We start from the raw sequence: 17,908 nt of genomic DNA on the forward strand, positions 1-17,908 counted from the left end.
TCCGATCAACCTGGACGAGAAAGACCGCCTCAATGCATCTCGGTAAAGGCCAGCTTCACCCCGATGGCGATCAGCACCGCGCCCATGGTGCGGTCGAACCAGTGGCCCATGCGGGCAAAACCGGCGCGGACTTTCTGCTGGCTGAACAGCAGCGCCACCAGGCAGAACCAGGTAGCCGTCGCCACCGCCAGGTACACGCCATAACCGGCCTGGATGGCCAGGGGCGTGTGCGGATTGATGACCACGGTGAACAGTGACAGGAAAAACAGCGTCGCTTTCGGGTTCAGGCCGTTGGTCACGAAGCCGGAAGTGAAGGCGCCGCGCGCGGTGCGCTCGCCAGCTTCCAGGTGCAGGTTCTCGGTAGCGGGCTTGGCCGGCTGCGCGCGCAGGGCCTTGTAGCCGATGTACAGCAGGTAAGCGGCGGCAGCCCATTTCAGCGCGTTGAACAGCACGATCGACTGCGACACGATCAGGCCGATGCCCAGCAGCGAATACCCCACGTGCAGGAAGATCGCGGTGCCGACGCCCAAGGCGGTCCAGGTGCCGGCGCGGCGCCCGTGGGTCACGCTTTCGCGCACCACGACGGCGAAATCCGGGCCCGGGCTGGCCACTGCGAGCAGGTGAATAAGGGCGACGGTCAAGAACTCGGCGAGGTACATGGACACTCCTGTGTTTCTAATTATTTCATCTGTTAGGCTCGGCAGATTACGCCTTCAGACCCTCGTGCAAAAGGTACAGTTGATGACTAACAATCGCCGCGCCGTCTTCCTCGACCACAGCTCCCTGGACCTCGGCGACCTCGACCTCAGCGCGCTGCGCCACAGCTTCGACGAACTGCAACTGCATGACCGGACCCGCCCCGAACAGGTGGTCGAGCGCCTGCGGGGAGCCCAGGTGGCGATCAGCAACAAAGTGTTGCTCAATGCCGAAACCCTGGCCGCCTGCCCCGAACTGAAACTGATCCTGGTGGCGGCCACCGGCACCAACAATGTCGATCTGGCCGCCGCCCGCGCCCAGGGCATCACCGTCGCCAACTGCCAGGGCTACGGCACGTCATCGGTGGCCCAGCACACCCTCATGCTGCTGCTTAACCTCGCCACCCGCCTCGGCGATTACCGCCAGGCGGTCAGCGACGGTCGCTGGCAGCAGGCCCGGCAGTTCTGCCTGCTGGACTTCCCGATCGTCGAACTGCAAGGCAAGACCCTGGGCCTGCTGGGCCATGGCGAGCTGGGGGGCGCCGTCGCCCGCCTGGCCGAGGCCTTCGGCATGCGCGTGCTGCTGGGGCAGATTCCCGGTCGTCCGGCCCGTCCTGATCGTTTACCGCTGGATGAACTGCTGCCGCAAGTCGATGCGCTGACCTTGCACTGCCCACTCAACGAACACACCCGGCACTTTATCGGCGCCCGGGAGCTGGCCCTGCTCAAGCCCCAGGCCTTTGTGGTCAACACCGCCCGTGGCGGCCTGATCGACGAGCAGGCCCTGGCCGACGCCCTGCGCCGCGGTCACCTGGGCGGCGCGGCCACCGACGTGTTGAGCGTCGAGCCACCGACCGCTGGCAACCCGCTGCTGGCCCATGACATCCCGCGGCTGATCGTGACCCCACACAACGCCTGGGGCAGCCGCGAAGCCCGGCAGCGCATCGTCGGCCAGCTGACGGAAAACGCCCAGGCGTTTTTCAGCGGTACAGCGCTGCGGGTCGTCAATTGATAAACTGCGCCACTTTTTTCCCAGGAGCAGATTATGGATCCGCGCAGTGAAGTACTGCTTCGTCAGGCTGACTTGTTTCAAGGCTCGCTGCTGCTGGCCGGCCTGCCCGCCGATGACCTGCTCGGCCGCCTGCCGGGCGCCCATGGCTGGTGCTGGCACGCCGGCGATCAGGCCGCCCTGGATGCGCGTTTCGCCGGGCGCAGCCACTTCGGCGTGACGGCCCCCGAGCAAGCCTTTGCCAACGCCGTGCTGTTCCTGCCCAAGTCCAAGGAACTGACCGACTACCTGCTCAACGCCCTCGCCTCGCGCCTGGCCGGGCGCGAGCTGTATCTGGTCGGGGAAAAACGCAGCGGCATCGAACGCGCGGCCAAGCAGCTCAACCCCTTCGGCAAACCGCGCAAGCTCGACAGCGCGCGGCACTGCCAGCTGTGGCAAGTGACGGTAGATAACGCGCCACAAGCCGTCAGCCTGGAAAGCCTGGCCCAGGAATATGAACTGCCGTTGGCCGAAGGGCCGCTGAAAGTGGTCAGCCTGCCGGGGGTGTTCAGCCATGGTCGCCTGGATCGCGGCAGCGCCCTGTTGCTGGAACACCTGGACAAACTGCCCAGCGGCCACCTGCTGGATTTCGGTTGCGGCGCCGGCGTTCTGGGTGCGGCGATCAAACGGCGCTACCCGCATAACAATGTGACCCTGCTGGATGTCGATGCATTCGCCGCTGCCAGCAGTCGCCTGACCCTGGCCGCCAATGGCCTGGAAGCCGAGGTCCTGACCGGTGACGGCATCGATGCCGCGCCCATGGGCTTGAACACCATCCTGACCAATCCGCCGTTCCATGTCGGGGTCCACACGGACTACCAGGCAACAGAGAACCTGCTGCGAAAAGCAGCCAAACATCTGAAAACGGGTGGCGAACTTCGACTGGTGGCCAACAGTTTCCTGCGTTATCAACCGCTGATCGAAGAGCATCTCGGCCCTTGTTCGATCAAGGCCGAAGGCCAGGGTTTTCGCATCTACAGCGCCAAGCGCGGCTGAAAACCTTTTTGCAAAAGAACGCTTGCCGAATGGATTTTGCCTAGGCAGAATCCGCTCCGTCCTAGGGGAGTAGTCTCCCGCGAGCGCCACGCTCGCCCGGCATGCGTCAACATACTTGATCCTCAGATCATGGCGCATGCGACCCAAGAGTCCGCACAGACGGACCGCAGGGTTTGACAAGACCTATGACACGCACACCTTACCCGGGGCGGGAAGGCTGTACGTGTCATAGCCGTGTCGACCCGCCCCTTAGGAATGCCCTGATGCTGGATTCTCTACTGGTTCCCACCGCGATCGTTGCCTTGGCCGAAATCGGCGACAAGACGCAACTGCTTGCCCTCATTCTCGCCGCGCGCTTTCGCAAACCCTGGCCGATCATCGCCGGCATCGTCGCCGCGACCCTGGCCAACCATGCGGCAGCCGGTGCGGTAGGCGCCTGGTTCGGCAGCTTCTTCTCGGACGCGACCTTGCACTGGATACTCGCCGCGAGCTTTACCGCGACCGCGCTCTGGACCCTGGTGCCGGACAAGATGGACGACGACGAAGCCAGCACCGCCCGCAAGTTCGGCCCCTTCCTGACCACGCTGATCGCGTTCTTCCTCGCTGAAATCGGCGACAAGACCCAGATCGCCACCGTCATGCTCGCGGCGCAATACCCGGAACTGTGGCTGGTCATCATCGGCACCACCGCCGGCATGCTGATCGCCAACGTCCCGGTGGTACTGGCCGGCAACTTCGCGGCGGAGAAACTGCCCCTGACCCTGATCCGTCGCCTCGCGGCTTCGGCGTTCTTCATCCTGGCCATTGTCGCGGTGTACAAGGCCATGCAGAGCAGCGGCTGGTTGTAAGCGCACCCTCAGCAGGCACGCCTCCAGGCAAACCTGCGAACACAAAAAAGCCCCGAACCAGTCGGGGCTTTCTTTTGCAGGGGGCCGGCTTGTTCACGACCCTGTCGTCAACAACGACGCCAGGCGATCAGGGCCTCTTGGCCTGCTGGTACAACGGCATCACCTTCGGAATCGCCGCTTCCAACGAGGAAATACGACTGCCGGACGCCGGGTGAGTACTGAGGAATTCAGGTGGCGCACCTTCCGAAGCCTTGCTCATCTTGTTCCACAGGGTAATGGCCGCGTTCGGGTTGTAGCCGGCGCGGGCCGCCAGTTCCAGGCCGATCAGGTCGGCTTCGTTTTCATTGCCGCGACTGTTGGGCAGGGTCATCAACAGGTTGACCCCGTTGTCGCCCACGGCGACCGCTTCCTGAGGCGCGCCGGCGATCAGGGCGATCTGCTTCAGCGCGCTGACACCGTAGGCCTTGGACATCGCTTCACGACCGTGCTCGCGCAAGGCGTGAGCGATTTCATGCCCCATGACCGCGGCGATTTCATCGTCGGTCAGCTGCAACTTGTCGATGATCCCAGTGTAGAAAATGATCTTGCCGCCAGGGCCGCAGTTGGCGTTGAGCTCATCGTTCTTGATCAGGTTGACTTCCCAATTCCACTGCGCGGAATCCGGGCGGAACACCGGGGCCTGGGCAATCAGCCGGTTAGCGATCGCCTGGAGGCGCCTGGCATTGGCACTGGACTTGTCCAGCACGTTCTTGCTGCTCGCCTCGCCGATCGTCTGTTGATAGGACTGCGCGTAGGACTGGTTGACCTCATCGGTCGACAGCATGCTGAACATGTACTGCTTGCGATCGACGCCGACAGCGCCACCGCTGGTGGTGTTGACCGACTGGCAACCCGACAGCAGCAACGCAGCGGTGAGTGCACCCAAAACCTGCTTCTTACTCATGAAAACGCTCCCTGAAAACATGGCGCGTATCCTAGGCTCAGTTGTGTATCGACGCCAGATACAACGGACGTGTAGCACGCTGTTTTCAGATACCGCGCCGTAGGAAAAAATTCACAGAGCCTTCCCCTCCGCGCCCGACAACGGCCGGCAGCTGCCCATTTGCGACATGCCAGCCTACAAAACGGTCATTTTTCCGATCCTCGCTCATGGTCGGCGAGGGCCTTGCCGATACAACGGGGCAGACGTCATTCCTGCGTCCGGAGCCCTTATGAAATTCAAGTCGATCCAGTTTTCCGTGGCCGCCCTGGCCGGTGCCATCGTCCTCAGTGTGGTCGTTGCCCTGGTGCTGTACGCCCTGTTCGCCGGCGCCCGGACCCAGGAGATGGTCCAGCAGCAAACCCAGGCTCAGTTCGAGCAAGTCATCGAGCAGCGACTGGTCGGCCTGGCGCAGACCCAGGTCAGCCAGATCCAGCGTGAACTCGAGGCGCCCCTGCTGATCGCCGGCGGGCTGGTGCGGGTCAACGCGCTGATCGGCAGCAAGGGCGCGGACGGCAATCCACAGCTCAATCTCAGCCGCGAGCAGCTGATCAACCTGATCAAGGAAAACGTCGCGCAGAACCCGAAGATTCTCGGTGCCTATATAGGCTGGGAAAAGAACGCCATCGACCATAACGACAGCGCCTATGTCGACACCAAGGTGGTGGGTATCGATGCCAGCAACGGACGCTTCCTGCCGTGGTGGTTCCGCAACGAAGACGGCAGCCTGGGCCTGGACAAACTGGTGGACGTGGACGACCAGAAAGTCCTGTCCACCGGCGTGCGTGCCAGCGAGTACTACCTGTGCTCCAAGGAAAGCAGGAAATCCTGCGTGATCGACCCGGCGCCGTACAAGGTCGGCGACAAGATCGTCATGCTCGCCTCCTTTATTGAACCCATCCTGCTCGACGGGGCCTTCCAGGGCATAGTCGGCGCCGACCTGTCGGTGAACTTCATCCAGGACATGCTCCTGGGCGCCAACCGGCAACTCTATAACGGCGTGGGCGAAATGGCCCTGATCGGTGGCAATGGCCGGCTGGTGGCCTACACCAAGGACCCGAGCAAGTTCGGCGAAAAAGTCAGCGACATTCTCGACAGCGAGGAAGTCGCCAAGCTGGGCAACCTCAAGCGCGGCGAAGTGAACTACAACGTCGATCAAGCCAACGGACGGATCGAGCTGTACCTGCCGTTCGGCATTGGCCAGACCGACGCCCGCTGGACCCTGATGCTGCAACTGCCGCTGGACGCTGTCATGGCCGACCTGCAGAAACTGCAGAGCGACCTGGCCGAACAACGCAAGGCCGACACCTTCGGCATGGCCATGGTCGGCCTGGTCATCGCCGGCCTCGGCCTGCTGGTGATCTGGCTGGTGGGCCACGGCATCGCCCGTCCGCTCAAGCAAATGGTGGCCATGCTCGACGATATCGCCCAGGGCGAAGGCGACCTGACCCGCCGCCTGAGCAGCGACCGCGCCGACGAACTGGGCTCGATCGCCAAGGGCTTCAATACCTTCCTGGCCAAGCTGCAGGCAATGATCAGCCAGGTGGTGACCTCGGTGCAGAGCGTCAGCGACTCCTCCGAACACACCGCCGATATCGCCATTCGCACCAACCAGGGCGTGCACAAGCAGATGGCCGAGATCGACCAGGTGGCCACCGCCGTGCATGAAATGACCGCCACCGCCCAGGACGTGGCCCGCAACGCGACCCAGGCCGCGCAAGCCGCCAACCATGCCGACCAGGCCGCCAGCCAGGGCATGCGGATCGTGCGCGACACCTCGACCGCCATCGGCGCCCTGGCCGTGGAAATCGGCCGGGCGGTGGGCGTCGTGCAGACCCTGGCCAAGGACAGCGAGAACATCAACGCAATCCTGATCGCCATTCGCGGTATCGCCGAGCAGACCAACCTGCTGGCCCTCAACGCCGCCATCGAAGCCGCCCGCGCCGGCGAACAGGGCCGCGGCTTTGCCGTGGTGGCCGACGAAGTGCGCAACCTGGCGCAGAAGACCCAGCAGGCGACCGAAGAAATCCAGTCGATGATCCAGCAACTGCAGCAAGGCACCCGCGATGTGGTGCGGGTCATGGAGGACAGCCAGAACCGCACCGACGAAAGCGTGCAGCACGCGGCGAAAGCGGCCGAAGCCCTGGAAACCATCACTCAGGCGGTGTCGGTGATCAATGACATGAACACCCAGATCGCCAGCGCCGCCGAAGAGCAAAGTGCGGTCGCCGAGGACATCAACCGCAACGTGATCAATATCGGCCAGGTGGCCAACGAAGTGGCGGGCGGCGCCGACGAGTCCAGCGCGGCCAGCGCCGGCCTGACCAAGCTGGCCGAGCAGCAGCGGCGCCTGATCAATCAGTTCAAGGTGTAAAAAAGGTCCTGTGGACCTTGCGCAGCCTTCGGTAGCGGCTACAGGGATTGCGGCGCGATTCAACAGCCCGACACGGGCTCTGTAGCCGCTGCCGCAGGCTGCGATCGAGCTGGACGGCACTCCGTGCGAAGCGCTCACCGAATCAGGCCACGCGATTCAGGGACGGCGTCAACCCGGGGTCAGGCATTCCGGGGCGTTGAGCTTCGGATCGTTCACCAGGTTGGCCAGCACCCGCTCGCGCAAGGCCGCCGGTGGACTGGCCAGCAAGGCTTGCAGCACCGGCAACGGTGTATCGGGGTCGAGCCAGGCTTCCTGGCCCTGGGCATCGAGAATCAATGGCCGACGCTGGCTGGCCGCCGGCTGGGTGACCACCGCGGTGCTCAGCCAGACCTGTTCCTGCACCGGATAGGCTTCCCAGATCGCCGCGAAGAACAGCGACGAACCCTCCCCCGGCGTCAGCCAGTACGGGCGTTTGCGGGTGCCGCCGCGCCATTCGTAAAAACCGTTGGCCGGCAGCAGGCAGCGGCGTTGGCGAAAGGCTTCGCGGAACATCGGCTGTTCGGCCAGGGTTTCGGCGCGGGCATGGGCCGGGGTGCGCGACAGATCGGTCAGCCAGGGCGGCGTCAGGCCCCAGCGGGCACGGGCAAGGTTGCGCTGGCCGTCGCTGCTGCGCAGGATCAGCACCGAATCGTTGGGCGAAATGTTCCACTGCGCCTGCTGGTCCGCCGGAAATCCGGGCAAGGCGGCAAACGCTTGGTTCCAGCGAAACAGGGCATAACGTCCACACATGGGGCAAACAACTCTCGGAAAATCGGCGGCCAGCCTAACAGATCAGCACGCCGGCATGATTGGCCGGCTCGTCGCCGGGCATCGGCAGCGCGGCATTGTACGCGGCGATCAGCTCTCGAGCGTATTGCGCCTGGTCGTTATCCACCGCCAGCCCAAGGAGGCCGAACATGGGCAACTCCCCGGTACCGCCAAGCAAATCCCGCCCCACCAGATGCGCCTCGACCCCCTCGCTGGCCAGCATGCCCTGGAGCAACTCCGCCTCCAGCAGGTTTTCCGGTTCGTAGATTCGCTGCATAAAGCCCCCCGTCACTCGTTTTCGCTGCGCACGTCGAGCATCCATTCCTGACCGTCGGTCTGCAGGGTGAACACAATGGGCCGACAACAGACCGGACAATCCTCGATGTACTGCTGATCGCCCCCGGACAGGTCCAGTACAGCCTCGGCCTCTTCACCACAGTAGGGACATTGATAGCGCTCGGTTTCCAGCATCGCGGCCTCCGAAGTGACTTGTGCGTATAATCGCCGGTCTATTTGCAGGGCTATTGAGATCTGAGCTTACTTTTCAGACCGCGCCCGGCTATTTTTCGATCCAAACCTTTTCTTACCTAGCCGTTTCCAACAAGAGAGCATGATGGGCGAATTCGATGCCATCCGACCTTACGACGACAGTGAAGTACCAGCGGTGCTGGCTCGACTGCTCGGCGACAAGGCGTTTCTAGATATCCTCACCCACTTCCGCTTCCCGCGCTTTGCCGGCGCTTTCGGCTGGCTGCTCAAACCCCTTATAGCTCATCGGCTGCGCCGTGAGTTCGCCGCGGTCACGTCGGTGGCGACCCTGCAGGACAAGGTCGAGTTCTACGTCGACCACACCATCGAGCGGGCCACCGACGGCGTGACCTACACCGGTGTCGAGCAGTTCAAGTCCGGCAGCGCTTACCTGTTCATCGCCAACCACCGCGACATCGTGATGGACCCGGCCTTCGTCAATTACGCGGTGTACCACGCCGGATTGCCGACCCCGCGCATCGCCATCGGCGACAACCTGCTGCAGAAGCCTTTCGTCAGCGACCTGATGCGCCTGAACAAGAGCTTCATCGTGCACCGTTCGATCACCGGTCGCCGGGAAAAGATGGCCGCCTACCAGCTGCTGTCGGCCTACATCAACCACTCGATCCGCAACGATTGCGCGTCGATCTGGATCGCCCAGGCCGAAGGCCGGGCCAAGGACGGCGACGACCGTACCGAGTCGGCGATCCTCAAGATGTTCCACATGAGCCGCAAGGACGAGCCGTTCGGCGAAGTCATCCAGTCGCTGAACCTGACCCCGGTGTCGATCAGCTACGAATACGACCCTTGCGATCAGGCCAAGGCCCGCGAGCTGTATATCCGCGCCACCACCGGCAGCTACACCAAGGCCCCGGGCGAGGACGACATCAGCATCGCCAAGGGCATCACCGGCTATAAAGGCCGGGTCCACGTGAACTTCGCCGCGCCGATCAGCGAGTTGTTCGAGGACACCAAGCAATTGGCGGTGGAGATGGACCGGCAGATTCTCGGCGGTTATCGCCTGTTCCCGGTGCATTACCTGGCCTACGCCCAGTGGAGCGATGCCGACCCGGCGCTGCAGGTGCCGAGCGCGGCCCAGGTGTTCCCGGCGGACGAACTGGCCAAGGCCCAGGAAGAGTGGCAACGGCGCCTGGACGCCTGCCCGGAGGAACATCGCCCGTACCTGGTGCTGCAATATGCGACACCAGTGCGCAATCAGTATCGGGTCAAGGCGGGACTGGCATTGCCATAACGCTCACCGCACACGACAACGGCGCCAGAAGGCGCCGTTGTCGTTTGTGCAATATGTGCCGGGAAACGCTGCCGCTCGCGCGAGCGGCCTCGGCTTTCAGAATCGGGTGCTGATCCAGGACACCAGCAACGCCAGCCCCAGGCAGGCAAAACCGAAGCGGTAGAAGAACCGGTTCATGCGCAAGGTCGCATCGTCCAACGCCTGCGCCGGCAGATCCTGGGAGCGGGATTGGCCCTGGGCGGCCAGATTGGCCAGCGCACGCTGCTCACGACGTCGGGTGGCGTGCAACAACCAGCTACCGGGAAAGGCGAACAGCAAGGCAAGAATATTGATCAGCTTGGCGGGGTGGGCGCTGAACAGCGACCAGATCAGTTGCAGCGACATCACGAACCTCGAATGAAACCGGATAACGAGCCCTGGCGGCTCGCGGCGCGGATTTTACCCAAAGGCTCACTTTCTGCCTGGGCTTTCCGACAGATAACAAGCCGCCTGCCGGTTAATTCGCCCTGTCATACGTTCGTCATACAAACAGGCCAGTCTGGCGCCCCTCGAAACCGACACGGAGCTTGTCATGCTGCACGCAGAAAACCAGGACCGCCTCTACCTGATCGCCCCCAGCGACGAACAGGAAGCCTTGGTCGGCGCCCTGGCCTTCAACGTCCAGGACCGCCACTGGCTGGTGTATTGCGCCCTCGGCGGGCACCAGCATGCCGACCTGCCGGAAACCGACCTGCTGACAGGCGTCAGCGTGCTGGATTTTTACGTCGAGGCGGCGTGAGGCCGGACTCGAAACAAATCGACAGCCAATAAAAAGCCCGGCTTCTGTGGAAGCCGGGCTTTTTTGTGTACAGCGCCGAAGCCGTCAAGCAAGGCCCTTCGGGCCTTATCGTCCGAACGCGGCCCGAGCCTGCGGCAGCGGCTACCATTATTCGCCGAGAATCTGGCCGATGCTCGGGTCCTTGAACAGACGGGTCAAGGCGTCGCTGAGTACGTCGCTGACCAGCTTGGTATTGGTTTCCTGGTTCGGCGCCATGCCGAAACGCTGGTCCAGGGACGCACCGTAGCGACCGCTGTAGCGGCGGTTGGCGTTCTGCACATCGGAACGGAAGGTCGCGCCGATGGTGGCCTCGGTCACGTACAGGCCTTCCTTGGGCGACTGATACTTCAGCTCGGCCAGGGTCACGGTCAGTTGCGGAGCGTTCAGCGCGTTGGCGGTCGGGGTAAAGCCCAGCAGGCGTACCGCGGCTTCGGCCTGGGCCTGCAGCTTCGGCAGGATCTGCGCGCCCTGGACGGTAATCGCGCTGGTTTCAGGGTACAGCCCGCCACGGGTACCCAGGGTTGGCGACGGACGGCCATCGACCACTTTCACGACCACCGGCTGGCCATGGCCGACCGGCGCGAGCTGAGTGGTGAGTTTCGGTTCCGGGCTGAGTTGTTGCGGGCTATGGGCGCAACCAGCCAGCGTCAAACTGGTCACAGTGATCAAACCGAACAACAGGCGTTGCAACATGCTCATTTCTCCAGAAATCAGGCACAGACAGGCGCGCAGTATAGCGGGGGTCAGCGGCCGCTAACCAGCGGCCCGGCGCGAGTCAGTCAGCTCTCATACAGGTTCGGTACCAGGCGCTTGCTGTAACCTCCCCGTCACGAGCGTTACATGGCCATGTAACGCCCGGGCGGCATTCTTCATCGCAATTGCCCAACAGGTACATCGCCATGCATTTCCTCTGGTCCTTGTTCGCTCCGCGCCAGAAATACCGCAGCTTCGCCAAGCTCGACCCGCAGGGCCGCTGCCAGGCTTTCAAGCACTGCAAAGTGCCGCCAATGGGCGACGGCTGGGTAGAAATCGAGGAAATCCGTCTCAACTGGTTGCACCAGCCGCTACCCGCCAGCGCCCGCGTCAGCCCACGCATTGCCCGCACCCGGGTGCAACCGATGATGGCCACCTGACCAAAAGCCTAATAAAAGTCATTAAACAGGATCATTTCTGCGCGTTTCTTCGTTACAATCTCCCCCCGATTATAAGGACGTCTCCTGATCGGGCCTCGCAGCATCGCTGATGCATCAGCTTCAGCTCCCCCGCATTGCCCACAGAGAGCCGCCCACACAGATCGAGTGAAGCCGGCGTGCTTGCTGTTCATCTTGCAAACCACCGCTTTTCGCGCATCTGCAGAGCTGCCATTGCTCGGCCACTAAGCTGTTCGCCCGTTAATGCCACGTGCTCCATGTCGGCATTCACCCCTCGGGCCGGTGCCAGGCTTGGACAGCCCTTTTTTGAGGTTCACGTCTTCAAAAGAGCGTGAAAAAACGGGTTTTCACAACTTCACAAGAGTGTGGCGAGCAAATGAATAGTTTTGCGTCTGTACTGGCACCATTAGCGTCTACAACAGCCCGATTACACAGGACCGAGCACGCCTCAGATACTTGCGCTTGAAGCCTGTCCGCTACGGATTTGGTTGCACAAACGGACTCTTGACCATAAGTCGAATTGCCCGCCCTGCCCTGAAATGCGTTCATACGCGGATCAGGCCCGGTTGGTAGCGTCCGTCGAAGTTGCGAAAAATTGCGAAGATTCGGACATGGCGATCCTGGCCATGAGTGACCCGGGGCATAACGTGAACCGCCCCTTACTCCTGGCAGCTATGCCGTCAATTTGGTGCTGCAGATTTTGGAGACGCGTTAATGGCGCATAACGAAGCAGTAGACGTCGTATTGGTTGGGGCCGGCATCATGAGTGCCACCCTTGCTGTACTGCTCAAGGAGCTCGACCCCGCGATCAAGCTGGAAGTCGTCGAGCTGATGGATTCGGGGGCCGCGGAAAGTTCCAACCCGTGGAACAACGCCGGTACCGGCCACGCCGGCCTCTGTGAGCTGAACTACACGCCACAGGCCGCCGACGGTTCCGTCGATATCAAGAAAGCCGTGCATATCAACACCCAGTTCGAGGTGTCGAAGCAGTTCTGGTCCTACCTGACCAAGAAAGGCACCTTCGGCTCGTCCAAGTCCTTTATCAGCCCGGTGCCGCACCTGAGCTTCGTCCAGGGCGACAGCGGTGTGTCCTTCCTGAAGAAGCGCTTTGAAGTGCTGAGCAAGCACCACGCTTTCGCGGACATGGAATACACCGAAGACAAGGCCAAGATGGCCGAGTGGATGCCGCTGATGATGCCGGGACGCGCGGCTGACGAAGTCCTCGCCGCCACCCGCGTGATCAACGGCACCGACGTCAACTTCGGCGCCCTGACCAACCAGTTGCTCAAGCACCTGACCAGCGCACCCGATGCCCAGGTCAAGTACTGCAAGCGCGTCACCGGCCTGAAACGCAACAAGGACAACGGCTGGACCGTCAGCATCAAGGATGTCAACAGCGGCAACACCCGTGAAGTCGACGCCAAGTTTGTGTTCCTCGGCGCTGGTGGCGCGGCACTGCCGCTGCTGCAGGCCTCGGGCATCGAGGAAAGCAAAGGCTTCGGCGGCTTCCCGATCAGCGGCCAGTGGCTGCGTTGCGATAACCCGGAAGTGGTCAAGCATCACCAGGCCAAGGTCTACAGCCAGGCCGCGGTCGGTTCGCCACCGATGTCCGTGCCGCACCTGGACACCCGCGTGGTCGATGGCAAGAAATCCCTGCTGTTCGGGCCATACGCCGGCTTCACCACCAAGTTCCTCAAGCACGGTTCGTTCATGGACCTGCCGATGTCGGTTCGCGCCGGCAATATCGGCCCGATGCTGGCCGTGGCCAAGAACAACATGGACCTGACCAAGTACCTGGTCAGCGAAGTGATGCAATCCATGGAGCAGCGCCTGGAATCCCTGCGCCGCTTCTACCCGGAAGCCAAGGCCGAAGACTGGCGCCTGGAAGTGGCCGGCCAGCGGGTGCAGATCATCAAGAAGGATCCGAAGAAAGGCGGCGTGCTGCAGTTTGGTACCGAGCTGGTCGCAGCCAAGGACGGCTCCCTCGCCGCCCTGCTCGGCGCTTCGCCAGGCGCTTCGGTGACCGTCTCGATCATGCTGGAACTGATCGAGCGCTGCTTCCCGGCCAAGGCCAGCGGCGAGTGGGCCAGCAAGCTCAAGGAAATCTTCCCGGCCCGTGAAAAGGCCCTGGAAACCGACGCCGCGCTGTACCGCAAGATCAACAGCGAGAACAACGTCAGCCTGGAGCTGGTCGAACAGAGCAGCGAAGCCGAAAGCTACGCTTAAGCCGCGCCCATGAAAAACGCCCCGCTCTCTTGGAGAACGGGGCGTTTTTTTATGGCCGCTTACCCACAGCCACAACCGGGGCGGTGAGTTTTCAGCCGCGGGCTTTTTCGATCAGTTCGATGTAGTCGGCGGCATTGCGCTGGTCCTGGATCAGGGCCACAAAGTCCTTGCCATGTTCGTCCTTGCCGTCCAGGTCGTAGCCGGCCTCGACGAAGAACACCAGGAAACGCTCGAAATCGTCGATACGCAGGCCACGATAGGCCTTGATCAGCTTGTGCAGGGACGGCGAAGTGGCGTCGGCCGGCTCGAAATCGAGGAACAGTTTGATCTGCGCATCGCCGATCTCGTCACCAATCACTTGTTTCTTATCTTTACGCATTGCCGACTCCAGCTCGCAGACATTTCACGGGGCAGGCAGTTTACCCCCAGGCCGCGTCGGGCCTCAACGCGAGCGTACGGCGCCGGTGTGCAGATCGGCCCAGATGTGGCCGTTGGCGTAGCTGAGGAACTGGCAATACACCGTATCGTTGCGCAACAGGTCCATCACCACCCGATACTGGGCCAATGGATAGAACAGGGTGAGGGTCTTGCTCTTGGCGTCGAACTGGGGCTTTTTCAGGCTTTTGCTCTCGCCGTCAAAATTCACCAGCACCTGGCTGATGGTCGCGCCCTTGTTCAACGGCTTGCCCTTGAGCCGGACCAGCAGCGGCGAAGTGACCGGGATCGGTTGCTGGTTGGATTGGCGCTGGCTGCCGATGACCACCGAGTATTCGGTGACCTGCAACAACTGTTGCTGCTCGGGAGCGACGTCACGCAGGGTCAGGTCATCGGGGGGCAGGAACTGCGCGTGCATGGGCGTCGGGGCAGCGGCCAGGGGCAGGCTCAGGATCAGAACAAAGGCCGCGCAACTGCGAATCAAAAGGCTCATGACAGGCTCCGGACACAAGGCCTGGCACTCTAGCATGGGTCAGCGCAGATTTTTGCAGGCGCGGCTACAGCTCCAGCGCAAGGATGGCGCTCAGTCGAACTGGGCGCGCATCCAGGCCTGGTATTCGGCCACACCCGGCTCGCCTTCGCGGGGCGCCCAAGCGGCCAGTTCACCTTCGCCGACCGGACGATAAGGCCCGGCCTTGCATTCGAACATCAAGCTATCGGGCTCAAGCACCACCAGGCCGTGGTAGACGCCGACCGGCAGGTCGACGCCCATGCAATCGCCACCCGCCTGCAGCACACGTTTTTCCAGCACCTGACCGGCGTCGTCGAAAATCAGCAGGCCCAGGGCCCCCTTGAGCACCAGCAGGGTCTCGGCCTTGTCGTCACCTAGATGACGATGGGGCGGGATATAGGTGGATGGCTGCAGCCCCACCGCCATGCGGTGACAAGGCTCTTGCATCTGATGGAAATTGTGGTGATGGCGACCACGGGTGCTGGCCGAGGCTTTTTCGGCCAGCTCGGCAAACAGCGACTGATCCAGATAGCTCGGCTCGCTCATGGCTTACATCCCCTTGACGGCAAAGATGCCGGCAGCGTTGCGCCAGTAACCCTTGTAGTCCATGCCGTAACCGAAGATGTAGCGGTCCACGCAGGGCAGGCCGACATAGTCGGCTTTCAGGTCGGGACGGGCCTTGCGGTCGTGGTCCTTGTCGATCAGCACAGCGGTGTGTACCGCGCGGGCACCGGCGTGTTTGCAGAAGTCGATGATCGCACCCAGGGTATGACCCTCGTCGAGGATGTCGTCGATGATCAGCACGTCACGGTCGATGAAGGACACTTCCGGCTTGGACTTCCAGAACAGCTCGCCGCCGCTGGTTTCGTTGCGATAGCGGGTGGCATGCAGGTAGGAAGCTTCCAGCGGGAATTTCAGGTGGGTCAGCAGCTTGCCGGAGAAGATCAGGCCACCGTTCATCACGCAGAAAACCACCGGATTGCGCTCCGCCAGTTGTTCATTGATTTGTGCACCGACTCGGGCGATGGCCGCCTCGACCTCAGCTTCGGTGTACAGGCAGTCAGCCTCGCGCATGATTTGACGGATATGCTCGAGATCAGCGGACATGGCGCTCTCCAGGGGGGTGGCAGTTTCGGAAAAGCGAGCAAAGGTACGCATCCGGCCCGGTCAGATCAAGCGTTTCTGGACTAACGTACTTAGATGTCTATAGGACAACACCCTCGGATAGATTAATCTAGGCCGGTTTTTTTGCCCGCCGCCGGAGCCTTTCCCTATGCCCATCCGTGAGATCCGCCATCCGCTGATCCGACACAAACTTGGCCTTATGCGCCGCGCCGACATTAGCACGAAGAACTTCCGCGAGCTCGCTCAGGAAGTCGGTGCCCTGCTGACGTACGAAGCCACCAAAGACTTGCCGCTCGAATCCTATGAGATTCCGGGCTGGTGCGGCCCCGTCCAGGTCGAGAAGATCGCCGGCAAGAAGATTACCGTGGTGCCGATCCTGCGCGCCGGTATCGGCATGCTCGAAGGCGTGCTCAGCCTGATCCCGGGCGCCAAGGTCAGCGCCGTGGGCGTGGCCCGCAACGAGGAAACCCTGCAGGCGCACACCTACCTGGAAAAACTGGTTCCGGAAATCGACGAACGCCTGGCCATGATCATCGACCCGATGCTCGCCACCGGCAGCTCCATGGTCGCGACCATCGACCTGCTGAAAAAGGCTGGCTGCAAGGACATCCGCGCCATGGTGCTGGTCGCCGCCCCCGAAGGCATCGAAGCCGTCGAGAAAGCGCACCCGGACGTGACCATCTACACCGCTTCCATCGATCAGAAACTCAACGAGCACGGCTACATCATCCCGGGCCTGGGCGATGCCGGCGACAAGATCTTCGGCACCAAGCAGAAGGACGCCTGAGCATGCGGGATGAGTTCAACGATCCGCTCTGGCGCCAGGTGCTGTCTGGCGCGCAGATGCTCTTCGTGGCCTTTGGCGCGTTGGTGTTGATGCCGCTGATTACCGGTCTCGACCCCAACGTGGCGCTGTTCACGGCGGGTCTCGGGACTCTGTTGTTCCAGCTCGTGACCGGGCGCCAGGTACCGGTATTCCTGGCCTCCAGCTTTGCCTTCATCACCCCGATCATTCTTGCCAAGGGCCAGTTCGGCCTGGCCGCGACCATGGGCGGCGTGATGGCGGCCGGTTTCGTTTATACCTTCCTGGGCCTGGCGGTGAAGATCAAGGGCACCGGTTTCATCGACCGACTGCTGCCGCCGGTGGTGATCGGCCCGGTGATCATTTCCATCGGCCTGGCCATGGCCCCGATCGCCGCCAACATGGCGATGGGCAAGGCCGGCGACGGCAGCGAGCTGATTCATTACCAGACGGCGATGATGATCTCGATGCCGGCGCTGCTGACCACCCTGATCGTCGCGGTGTTCGGCAAAGGCATCTTCCGCCTGGTGCCGATCATCTCCGGGGTGCTGGTGGGCTTTGCCCTGTCGTTCTACTTCGGCGTGGTCGATACCGCGAAGATCGCCGCGGCCCCCTGGCTGGCCCTACCGCACTTCACCGCGCCGGAGTTCAACTGGCAGGCGATCCTGTTCATTGTCCCCGTGGCCCTGGCACCTGCCATCGAGCACATCGGCGGAGTGATCGCGGTCGGCAGCGTGACCGGTCGCGACTACCTGAAGAAGCCCGGCCTGCATCGCACCCTGTTCGGTGACGGCATCGCCACCACCGCCGCCGGCCTGTTCGGCGGTCCGCCCAATACCACCTACGCCGAAGTGACTGGCGCGGTCATGCTGACCAAGAACTACAACCCGAAAATCATGACCTGGGCGGCGGTCTTTGCCATCAGCCTGGCGTTTATCGGCAAGTTCGGCGCGCTGCTGCAAAGCATTCCGGTACCGGTGATGGGCGGGATTCTCTGCCTGTTGTTCGGTTCGATCGCGGCGGTGGGCATGAACACCCTGATCCGTCACAAGATCGACCTGGGCGAAGCCCGCAATCTGGTGATCGTTTCGGTGACCCTGGTGTTCGGCATTGGCGGGGTGTTGATCGGTACCGGGACCGGTCCGGACGACTTCGGTCTGAAAGGGATCGCCCTGTGCGCCGTCGTCGCGATTGCGCTGAACCTGATCCTGCCGGGCAACGATGGCTGGAAGAACAAGAAGGCTGAGGAACCGCTGATCTGAGGATCTCTGTAGCCGCTGCCGCAGGTTCGGGCCGCGTTCGGACGATAAGGTT

21 protein-coding genes and 1 riboswitch are annotated in these 17,908 nt (G+C 62.4%); of the genes, 10 read left to right on the forward strand and 11 right to left on the reverse strand.

What is annotated here, in order from left to right; all coding sequences use genetic code 11:
- Positions 1-29: 29 nt before the first annotated feature.
- Positions 30-659 (reverse strand): LysE family translocator, encoded by a 630-nt coding sequence (locus BM019_RS04310; RefSeq protein WP_007928409.1) that lies wholly within the window; start codon positions 657-659, stop codon positions 30-32.
- Between the two features lie 82 nt (positions 660-741).
- Here BM019_RS04310 and BM019_RS04315 point away from each other — a divergent pair, with 82 nt between their 5' ends.
- From BM019_RS04315 to BM019_RS04325, 3 genes are all read left to right on the forward strand, one after another.
- On the forward strand, positions 742-1,707 hold the full coding sequence (locus BM019_RS04315; protein WP_092417688.1) for a 2-hydroxyacid dehydrogenase: 966 nt from the start codon (positions 742-744) through the stop codon (positions 1,705-1,707).
- A 33-nt stretch (positions 1,708-1,740) separates the two neighbouring features.
- The gene (locus BM019_RS04320) at positions 1,741-2,739 is read left to right on the forward strand and encodes a class I SAM-dependent methyltransferase (RefSeq protein WP_053262582.1); all 999 of its coding nucleotides are present in this window, start codon (positions 1,741-1,743) and stop codon (positions 2,737-2,739) included.
- A gap of 52 nt (positions 2,740-2,791) precedes the next feature.
- A riboswitch (yybP-ykoY riboswitch) is annotated at positions 2,792-2,913 on the forward strand.
- A gap of 89 nt (positions 2,914-3,002) precedes the next feature.
- Entirely contained in the window at positions 3,003-3,587 is a 585-nt protein-coding gene (locus BM019_RS04325) for a TMEM165/GDT1 family protein (RefSeq protein ID WP_009045541.1), read from the forward strand.
- A 127-nt stretch (positions 3,588-3,714) separates the two neighbouring features.
- On the opposite strand, the gene BM019_RS04330 is transcribed toward BM019_RS04325, so the two are convergent.
- Positions 3,715-4,530: a M48 family metallopeptidase gene (locus tag BM019_RS04330; protein ID WP_007928401.1), complete on the reverse strand. Its 816-nt coding sequence runs from the start codon at positions 4,528-4,530 to the stop codon at positions 3,715-3,717.
- A gap of 268 nt (positions 4,531-4,798) precedes the next feature.
- Between BM019_RS04330 and BM019_RS04335 the strand changes: the two genes are divergently transcribed.
- Positions 4,799-6,940 (forward strand): methyl-accepting chemotaxis protein, encoded by a 2,142-nt coding sequence (locus BM019_RS04335; RefSeq protein WP_092417689.1) that lies wholly within the window; start codon positions 4,799-4,801, stop codon positions 6,938-6,940.
- Positions 6,941-7,108: 168 nt separating this feature from the next.
- Here BM019_RS04335 and BM019_RS04340 read toward each other — a convergent pair whose 3' ends face one another.
- From BM019_RS04340 to BM019_RS04350, 3 genes are read right to left on the reverse strand one after another with little or no spacing between them, the layout of a single operon-like run.
- Positions 7,109-7,729, reverse strand: coding sequence for an SOS response-associated peptidase (locus BM019_RS04340; RefSeq protein WP_009045543.1), 621 nt, complete (start codon positions 7,727-7,729; stop codon positions 7,109-7,111).
- Between the two features lie 34 nt (positions 7,730-7,763).
- The gene (locus BM019_RS04345; RefSeq protein WP_007928396.1) at positions 7,764-8,024 is read right to left on the reverse strand and encodes a putative signal transducing protein; all 261 of its coding nucleotides are present in this window, start codon (positions 8,022-8,024) and stop codon (positions 7,764-7,766) included.
- An 11-nt stretch (positions 8,025-8,035) separates the two neighbouring features.
- A complete protein-coding gene (locus BM019_RS04350; RefSeq protein ID WP_007928395.1) occupies positions 8,036-8,218 on the reverse strand; it encodes a CPXCG motif-containing cysteine-rich protein in 183 nt (60 codons plus the stop codon).
- 139 nt (positions 8,219-8,357) lie between these two features.
- Here BM019_RS04350 and BM019_RS04355 point away from each other — a divergent pair, with 139 nt between their 5' ends.
- Positions 8,358-9,527 (forward strand): 1-acyl-sn-glycerol-3-phosphate acyltransferase, encoded by a 1,170-nt coding sequence (locus BM019_RS04355; protein ID WP_036997981.1) that lies wholly within the window; start codon positions 8,358-8,360, stop codon positions 9,525-9,527.
- Positions 9,528-9,623: 96 nt separating this feature from the next.
- Here the strand turns inward: BM019_RS04355 and BM019_RS04360 are convergent, their stop codons facing one another.
- The gene (locus BM019_RS04360; protein WP_009045546.1) at positions 9,624-9,911 is read right to left on the reverse strand and encodes a hypothetical protein; all 288 of its coding nucleotides are present in this window, start codon (positions 9,909-9,911) and stop codon (positions 9,624-9,626) included.
- Between the two features lie 187 nt (positions 9,912-10,098).
- Here BM019_RS04360 and BM019_RS04365 point away from each other — a divergent pair, with 187 nt between their 5' ends.
- Positions 10,099-10,305, forward strand: coding sequence for a hypothetical protein (locus BM019_RS04365; protein ID WP_007928392.1), 207 nt, complete (start codon positions 10,099-10,101; stop codon positions 10,303-10,305).
- 147 nt (positions 10,306-10,452) lie between these two features.
- On the opposite strand, the gene BM019_RS04370 is transcribed toward BM019_RS04365, so the two are convergent.
- A complete protein-coding gene (locus BM019_RS04370; RefSeq protein ID WP_009045547.1) occupies positions 10,453-11,037 on the reverse strand; it encodes a YajG family lipoprotein in 585 nt (194 codons plus the stop codon).
- A 206-nt stretch (positions 11,038-11,243) separates the two neighbouring features.
- Between BM019_RS04370 and BM019_RS04375 the strand changes: the two genes are divergently transcribed.
- Together BM019_RS04375 and mqo are read left to right on the forward strand one after the other, a co-directional pair.
- Complete coding sequence (locus BM019_RS04375) at positions 11,244-11,477, forward strand: hypothetical protein (protein WP_092417690.1); 234 nt, start codon at positions 11,244-11,246, stop codon at positions 11,475-11,477.
- A gap of 732 nt (positions 11,478-12,209) precedes the next feature.
- Positions 12,210-13,721: a malate dehydrogenase (quinone) gene (gene mqo, locus BM019_RS04380; RefSeq protein WP_053262586.1), complete on the forward strand. Its 1,512-nt coding sequence runs from the start codon at positions 12,210-12,212 to the stop codon at positions 13,719-13,721.
- Positions 13,722-13,812: 91 nt separating this feature from the next.
- Here mqo and BM019_RS04385 read toward each other — a convergent pair whose 3' ends face one another.
- The 4 genes from BM019_RS04385 to BM019_RS04400 form a co-directional block, all read right to left on the reverse strand.
- Positions 13,813-14,100, reverse strand: a complete 288-nt coding sequence (locus BM019_RS04385; protein WP_007928384.1) for a PA4642 family protein — start codon at positions 14,098-14,100, stop codon at positions 13,813-13,815.
- Between the two features lie 63 nt (positions 14,101-14,163).
- Positions 14,164-14,649, reverse strand: coding sequence for a hypothetical protein (locus BM019_RS04390; protein WP_092417691.1), 486 nt, complete (start codon positions 14,647-14,649; stop codon positions 14,164-14,166).
- A gap of 90 nt (positions 14,650-14,739) precedes the next feature.
- Positions 14,740-15,213: a WbuC family cupin fold metalloprotein gene (locus BM019_RS04395; protein ID WP_092417692.1), complete on the reverse strand. Its 474-nt coding sequence runs from the start codon at positions 15,211-15,213 to the stop codon at positions 14,740-14,742.
- A 3-nt stretch (positions 15,214-15,216) separates the two neighbouring features.
- Complete coding sequence (locus BM019_RS04400) at positions 15,217-15,774, reverse strand: hypoxanthine-guanine phosphoribosyltransferase (protein ID WP_007928381.1); 558 nt, start codon at positions 15,772-15,774, stop codon at positions 15,217-15,219.
- Positions 15,775-15,940: 166 nt separating this feature from the next.
- Here BM019_RS04400 and upp point away from each other — a divergent pair, with 166 nt between their 5' ends.
- Both upp and BM019_RS04410 read left to right on the forward strand, forming a co-directional pair.
- Positions 15,941-16,579, forward strand: coding sequence for a uracil phosphoribosyltransferase (gene upp / locus BM019_RS04405; protein WP_007928379.1), 639 nt, complete (start codon positions 15,941-15,943; stop codon positions 16,577-16,579).
- 2 nt (positions 16,580-16,581) lie between these two features.
- Complete coding sequence (locus BM019_RS04410) at positions 16,582-17,856, forward strand: uracil-xanthine permease family protein (RefSeq protein WP_053262590.1); 1,275 nt, start codon at positions 16,582-16,584, stop codon at positions 17,854-17,856.
- Positions 17,857-17,908 lie beyond the last annotated feature (52 nt).

The sequence above is a fragment of the Pseudomonas sp. NFPP07 genome (assembly GCF_900115645.1).
GTDB classification, from domain to species: domain Bacteria; phylum Pseudomonadota; class Gammaproteobacteria; order Pseudomonadales; family Pseudomonadaceae; genus Aquipseudomonas; species Aquipseudomonas chlororaphis.